Annotated in this window: 7 protein-coding genes; 6 read left to right on the top strand and 1 reads right to left on the bottom strand. The window is 74.7% G+C overall.

What is annotated here, in order from left to right:
• Positions 1-144 precede the first annotated feature (144 nt).
• From ACFU6K_RS27255 to ACFU6K_RS27245, 3 genes are read left to right on the top strand one after another with little or no spacing between them, the layout of a single operon-like run.
• Positions 145-1,140 carry a 2-hydroxyacid dehydrogenase gene (locus ACFU6K_RS27255; RefSeq protein WP_380667315.1) on the top strand — a complete coding sequence of 332 codons (996 nt, stop codon included), beginning with the start codon at positions 145-147 and terminating at the stop codon, positions 1,138-1,140.
• Between the two features lie 59 nt (positions 1,141-1,199).
• Positions 1,200-1,835, top strand: coding sequence for an RNA polymerase sigma factor (locus tag ACFU6K_RS27250; protein WP_380667313.1), 636 nt, complete (start codon positions 1,200-1,202; stop codon positions 1,833-1,835).
• Entirely contained in the window at positions 1,832-2,884 is a 1,053-nt protein-coding gene (locus ACFU6K_RS27245) for a CU044_5270 family protein (RefSeq protein WP_380667311.1), read from the top strand. The genes ACFU6K_RS27250 and ACFU6K_RS27245 overlap by 4 nt, the downstream gene beginning before the upstream one ends.
• A 63-nt stretch (positions 2,885-2,947) precedes the next feature.
• Here the strand turns inward: ACFU6K_RS27245 and ACFU6K_RS27240 are convergent, their stop codons facing one another.
• Positions 2,948-3,907 carry an NAD-dependent epimerase/dehydratase family protein gene (locus tag ACFU6K_RS27240; RefSeq protein ID WP_380667309.1) on the bottom strand — a complete coding sequence of 320 codons (960 nt, stop codon included), beginning with the start codon at positions 3,905-3,907 and terminating at the stop codon, positions 2,948-2,950.
• Positions 3,908-4,108: 201 nt separating this feature from the next.
• On the opposite strand from ACFU6K_RS27240, the gene ACFU6K_RS27235 reads away from it, so the two are divergent.
• The 3 genes from ACFU6K_RS27235 (at position 4,109) to ACFU6K_RS27225 (ending at position 6,687) form a co-directional block, all read left to right on the top strand.
• Positions 4,109-5,125: a cytochrome c oxidase assembly protein gene (locus ACFU6K_RS27235; protein ID WP_380667307.1), complete on the top strand. Its 1,017-nt coding sequence runs from the start codon at positions 4,109-4,111 to the stop codon at positions 5,123-5,125.
• Positions 5,126-5,259: 134 nt separating this feature from the next.
• Positions 5,260-5,907 (top strand): YdcF family protein, encoded by a 648-nt coding sequence (locus ACFU6K_RS27230; RefSeq protein ID WP_380667305.1) that lies wholly within the window; start codon positions 5,260-5,262, stop codon positions 5,905-5,907.
• A gap of 108 nt (positions 5,908-6,015) precedes the next feature.
• Positions 6,016-6,687, top strand: a complete 672-nt coding sequence (locus tag ACFU6K_RS27225) for a hypothetical protein (protein ID WP_380667303.1) — start codon at positions 6,016-6,018, stop codon at positions 6,685-6,687.
• Positions 6,688-6,722 lie beyond the last annotated feature (35 nt).

Raw genomic sequence — 6,722 nt, 5'->3', positions numbered from 1 at the left:
GGGCCCGCCCCGCGCGGCCCGGGGCCTCCGTACGTCCCGGGGCCTCCGTACGTCCCGGGGCCTCCTGGGGCCTCCGTACGTCCCGGGGGGACGCCTGCCGCACCCGGCGGGCGTCCGGCGGCCCCCGCCGCTAGCGTGTCCCGCATGGAGATCCTCGCGTACGGAGTGCAGGCCGACGAACGGCCGCTGCTGGAGCAGGCCTTCGCCGGCCGCCACGGGCTGCGCTGCCTGGACGTGTTCCTCAACCGCGACACCGCCCCGCTCGCCGCCGGCTACCCGGCCGTCAGCAGCAGCGTCAACGCCGTCCTGGACGCCGAGACCCTCGCCGTCCTCGCCGCCGGCGGCACCGAGCTGATCGCCCAGCGCTCCACCGGCTTCAACAACATCGACCTCGACGCCGCCGCCGAACTCGGCCTCACCGTCGCCCGGGTCTCCCACTACAGCCCGTACTCCGTGGCCGAACACGCCTGGACCCTCGCACTGGCCGTCAACCGCCGCCTCACCCGCGCCGCCGGCCGCACCCGCGAGTTCGACTTCCGCCTCGACGGCCTCCTCGGCCGCGACATCCACGGCATGACCGTCGGCGTCATCGGCACCGGCAAGATCGGCGAGTGCTTCGCCCGGATCGCCGCCGGCTTCGGCACCGAACTCCTCGGCTGGGACATCGCACCGAACCCCGCCTGCCTCGACCTCGGCATGCGCTACACCGAACTGCCCGAACTCCTCACCCGCGCCGACCTGGTGAGCCTCCACGTCCCCCTGCTCCCGGCCACCCACCACCTCATCGACGGCGCCGCCCTCGCCCGCATGAAGGACGACGCCATCCTCATCAACTCCAGCCGCGGCGGCCTCGTCGACAGCGCCGCCCTGGTCGAGACCCTGCGCGCCGGACGCCTCTCCGGCGTCGGCCTGGACGTCTACGAGGAGGAGACCGGCGTCTTCTTCACCGACCGCTCCATCGAGGGCATCACCGACGACACCCTCGCCCGCCTCGTCACCTTCCCCCAGGTCCTCGTCACCAGCCACCAGGCCTACTTCACCCGCACCGCCGTCGGCCAGATCATCGACGCCACCGCCCGCAACATCGACGACCACGCCGCCGGCCGCCGCAACGAGAACACCCTCGTCCCCAGGACCTGATCCCGCGGATGGTGACCCGGGTCACGGGAACCGGCCTTCCCGCCCGGACAAGGCATGACGTGAACCATCCGCACTCCCGGCTCCGGGCCGGGAACCCCGAAGCGTTCCGCGACCTCTTCCGGGACCACGCGTCCCTGGTGTACCGCCACGCCGTGCGCGTGACCGGGAACTGGGCACTCGCCGAGGACGTCGTCTCGCTGACCTTCCTCGAGGCCTGGCGCCTGCGCGGGAAGCTCCGCGACGAGGGCGACAGTCCACGCCCCTGGCTCATGGGCATCGCCGTCAACGTGCTGCGCAACACGACGCGCGCCGCCCGCCGCCACAGCGCGGCCATGGCCCGCATGCCCGCGACCGACCCGGTCCCCGACTTCGCCGACGAACTCGTCGGCCGGATCGCCGACTCCGAGCAACTCGCGGCCGCCCACAAGGCCTTGGGGCGCCTGCGGCGCTCGGAACGCGAGGTCTTCGCGCTCTGCGTCTGGTCCGGGCTCGGCTACGCGGAGGCGGCGGCCACCCTCGGCATACCCGTCGGCACCGTGCGCTCGCGCCTCTCCCGTGCCCGCACCCGACTGCGCAGACTCGCGGCCGAGGAACTGCGCGCCGCGCAGAAGAACACGGAACCGCTCCCGATCCCCGGACAAGTACAGGGCAGCCGCGGCACCGCGGCCCGGCCGCACAAGGAGACGCACCGATGATCCGCAACTCGCGGCGGCGCACCGAACCGCTCGACCCCGCGGAACTGGCCCGTCTGCTGCCGGCGCCGGCCGATCCCCGCCTGGCGGCCGACCGCCAGGACCTGCTCGAGGAGCACTTGATGAGCGAGATCCACCGGTCCGACCAGGCCGCCCCCGCGGCCGCCCCGGTACGGCGCCCGCTGCGCCGCGCCGTCCTCTTCGCGGCGCCGGTCGCCGCGGCCGCGGCCCTCGCCGTGGTCGTCTCCCTGAACACCCCGGCCGGCACCGTCGACTCCCCGCAGCTGGTCAGGGCACCCGTCGTGCAGATCGAGGAGGGGAGCACCGTCCAACTCGCCTCGACGGTCCACGCGATCGCCACCGCCGCGACGGCGCGCACCACGCCCCAGCCCGGACCGGGCCAGTTCATCTACGTCAAGAGCCAGGTCTCCTTCATGGCCAGCCGTCACAACGCGGACACCGGGGAGTCCGCCACCTGGGTCCAGCCGCTGCACGACCGCGAGGTGTGGAAGTCCCCTGACGGAACCAAGGGCTGGCTGGACGAGCCGGGCTACCAGTCGAAGGGCGGCATCACGCTGGACAACGACGAGCCCCGCGAGCAGCTGACCTACCAGTGGCTCGCGGCCCAGCCCGCCGACCCCGACGCGCTGCTGAAGTCCGTCTACTCGACGGTGAGCGGCGACCGGGACCACGACCAGCAGGCGTTCAGGGAGATCGGCTCCATCATCCGCGAGCAGCTCATCCCCTCCACCCTCGCCGCCTCGCTCTACGAGGCCGCCGGAAAGATCCCGGGCGTCGTCGTGGTCGAGCACGCCCAGGACGCCTCCGGCCGCGACGGGATCGCGCTGGCGCGGCTCGACCCCCAGACCGGCGAGCGATCGGAGTGGATCTTCGATCGGGAGAGCCACCAGTACCTCGGCAGCCGTGGCGTCCAGGTCCGGGAGCAGTACGGCATCAAGCCCGGCACCGTCGTGGAGCGCACGACCATCGTCACCCGGGCCGTCGTCGACGCGAAGAACCAGCGCCCCGGCGCCGGGCAGGCCACGGCCTGACGGTCCCGCGCCGGGTGGGGCCGCCGGCCGCCGCGACGGGGGCGCCCGCCTCCCGGCGGCCCCTCAGGGCCGGCCGAGCGCCTGGCGGTACCAGGGGGCGGCCTCCGGGAGGCGGGCCAGCGGGCCGGGGCCGGGCGGGCAGGCGGCGAGGTGCCAGATCCGCTCGCTGCGGTACCAGTGGTCGCGGGCGATCAGGCCGAACTGCCGCTCGGAGACCCGGCCGGGCGCGGCGGCCAGCAGTCGGCGGCACTCCTCCCAGGGGGTGTCCGGGCCGTCCGGGGCGGGCAGCAGGCCGAGGTCGGCCAGGGCCGTGAGCAGGTCGCCGCCGCGGACCGGGTCGGGGTGCGAGGCGTGGTGGACGCCCGGCGGGGCGGCCTGCCCGTCCAGGGCGAGCGCGGTGATCAGCCGGGCCAGGTCGGCGCGGTCGACCATCGAGAGCCGCGTGCGGCCGCCCTCCCAGCGGACCGGCACCCGGCGGACCAGCTCGGCCAGCGCGGGCACCACCCAGCGGTCGCCGGTGCCGGTCACCAGTCCGGGGCGCAGCACGCACCCGCCGGCCGCCAGTGCGTGGCGCTCGCCGAGCAGCCGGGTGCGGCTCGCCTCGGACACCGGGGCGGGCGGCACCTCGTCCACCTCGATGCCCTGGTGCGGGCCCTCGCCGTAGACCGCCGCCGTGGAGAGGTGGACGACCCGCCGTACCCCGGCGCGGGTGGCGGCCGCCATCAGGGCGGCGGTGCCCCGGTCGTTGACGGCCTCGCACTCCTCGGTGCCGCCGTCGACCCGGGAGGCGAGGTGCACCAGCGCCCCGGCGCCCGTACAGAGCTCCGTGAGTGCCGCCGGGTCGGCCAGGTCGCCCGGGACCCAGGCGGTGCCCGGTACGGCGCCCTGGGGCGGTGTGCGGGCCAGGGCGCGTACCCGGGCGCCGCGCGCGGCGAGGGCCGCGAGCACGCCGGAGCCGATGAAGCCCGTCGCCCCGGTCAGCGCGACCGTGGTGGGCGCCGCAGGGCCGTGTTCCGTCGCCATCTCCGAGCCTCCCTGCCGACCGGCCGGTCAGTCTAGCCAGGAGGCGCTCCGGTGGGGAGACACCCGTACGGAGGGGGCGGGGGAATGCTCCGGGGTAAGCCCACCTAGGCTGTATGTCAAGCAAAACGGGCGAACCGGACCCGCACCCGGGACCACGAGGACGGAAAGCAGGACCCGCCGATGGGCGACGGAATGTCAGGAATGCACCACCACGGCGGGATGACCCAGCTAGGCCCGTTCAGCTTGTCCAACGTCTGGACCTGGTCCCCCGACTGGGTGTTCCTGCTCGGCGGACTGGTCCTCCTGGGGCTGTACGCGGCGGGCGTGGTGCGGCTGTACCGGCGCGGCGACCGCTGGCCGATCGGCCGGGCGGTCGGCTGGGCGGCGGGTGTCGCCACCATGCTGCTGGTCACCTGCACCGGACTGAACGACTACGGCATGGTGCTGTTCAGCGCGCACATGATCCAGCACATGGTGCTCTCCATGCTGACGCCGATCCTGCTGCTGCTGGGCGCCCCGATCACGCTGGCGCTGCGCGCCCTGCGCCCGGCCGGCAAGGGCCGTCCGCGCGGGCCGCGCGAGCTGCTGGTGGCGCTGCTGCACAGCCGGTACATGCGGGTCGTCTCGCACGCGGCGTTCACCATCCCGATGTTCATCGCGAGCCTGTACGGGGTCTACTTCACCCCGCTGTTCGACTTCCTGATGCAGTACCGCCTCGGGCACATCTTCATGATGGTGCACTTCCTGCTCACCGGGCTGGCCTTCTTCTGGCCGATCATGGGCGTGGACCCGGGCCCGCACCGCCCGGGCCACGTGATGCGGATCATCGAGCTGTTCATGGGGATGCCGTTCCACGCCTTCTTCGGCGTGGCGGTGATGATGGCGGGCCACCCGCTGGTCACCACCTTCACCGTGGAGGGCGCACCACCGGGGACGAACCTGCTGGAGGACCAGAAGCTGGCCGGTGGCATCACCTGGGCGTTCGGCGAGATCCCGACCGCGATCGTGCTGATCGCGCTGGTGTACCAGTGGATGGGCTCCGAACAGCGGCAGGCCCGCCGCCGCGACCGCTCCGAGGAGCGCACCGGCGACGCCGAGCTGGAGGCGTACAACGCCTACCTGGCCTCGCTGCACAAGCGCGACCGGCGCCCCGGCACGGCTCCGGCCGCCCCGGCGGCCCCCGTGGCGGGCGTCACCCCGGCGGCCGAGACCGGCTGAGCCTTCGGCCCGCCCACCACGCGGCCACCGCGGAACGACCGTTCCCGGGAATCCCCGTTCCGCCTCCGGAACGGGGATTCCGCGTTTCGGGACCGCCCCGGAACGGTCGTTCCGCCGCGGGCGTTCGAACGTACATGCACGTCCTGCTGTTCGTCGCCGTCCTGCTCTGCGGGTCCGTCCCGCTCTGGCTGCTCGGCTTCCTCGGCCTGGCGCTGTACCAGCGCCGCCGGCCCGCGCCGGCCGGCTCCGACTACCTGGTGGTCCTGGGCGCCGCGCTGGAGGGCTGCGAGCCCGGGCCCCCGCTGGCGGCCCGGCTGGACGCCGCGCTGGAACGTTTCGCCGCCGAGGAGGCCGCCGGGTACGCCCCGCTGGTCCTGGTGACCGGCGGGAAGGGCCCGCACGAGGACTGCACCGAGGCCGCCGCGATGGCCCGCTACCTGGTCGCCCGGGGCGTCCCGGCCGAGCGGATCCGGCGCGAGGAGCGGGCCGTGAACACCGCCGAGAACCTGCGTTTCAGCGCCGCCCTGATGGCCGCCGAGCGCCCCGGCTACCGCTGCACGGTGGTCACCAACGGCTTCCACACCGTCCGCTCCGCCCTCGCCGCCCGCAGGGCCGGCGCCCCCGCCGCCGTGCTCGGCGCGGACGGCCCGCTGGCACACGGCCCGTACCTCCTGCTGCGCGAGGCCGTCGGCACCGCCCTCGCCCTGTGGCGCCCGCACGGGGCCGCCCTGCTCCTGGTGGTGGCGGCGGCCGGGGCCGGGGCACTGCTCGGACTGTCCTGAGGACGGTCCGAGGGCCGGGTGCGGAGCGGTCCCGGTGCCGGGCTCTGGATCATGTCGCACCCCTCCGTCAGGATGGGGGCGGAGCCGAGTGCGGAGGGGGCACCGAGCGTGCACGAGTGGAGCGCCTTGCAGCGGGCCTGCGTCCTGGTGGCCCTGGCGGCCGCCCTGGTCGCGACGGTGGTGGGCGGGCTGGCCGCCTGGCAGTGGGTGTTCGACGACCCGGGGTGGCTGTCCTGGCACGGGTGGGCGTTCGGGGCCGCCCTGCTGGCGGGCGCGGCGGCCTCGGGACCGTTCCTGCGGGACGAGGTCTCCCCCGGCGCGGTCGTGGGCATCGGCCTGTTCCTGCTCGTACCGCCGCTGGTCGGCGCCCTGATGGCGGCTTCCGCCACGGACGACATCCGGAGCTGGATGCGCACCGACAAGGCGGTGACGGCCACCCTGAGCGGCTGCCACGTCTCCGGTTCGGAGACCCTGGAGGGCGACCGCGGCCCGATCGGCTCGGTCGACGTCTACAGCTGCACCTACCGCTGGACGGCGGCCGGGCAGGACTGGGAGCAGGTCCGCCGCTCCCCCGACGGCGACCACCCGGACGGCCATCGGGAGCAGGTGTGGGCGGACGGTTCGACCGGCGAGGTGGCCGAGCACCGGCCGTTCAGGATCGGCGTGGGCATCCTGGTCGCGCTCGCCTGTCTGGTCGGCACCGTGCTGGTGTGGGGCGGCCAGGCGCTCATCCTGCACGAGGACGGCCTGCTCGGCCGCCGGCGGCCGGCCGGCGCCTGAGCGCGGAGGAGGCCCCCGGGTCGGTCCGTACGAAC

This window comes from Kitasatospora sp. NPDC057512 (assembly GCF_042802135.1).
Lineage (GTDB): Bacteria > Actinomycetota > Actinomycetes > Streptomycetales > Streptomycetaceae > Kitasatospora.
This window is presented reverse-complemented; position numbering and strand designations above follow the sequence as displayed.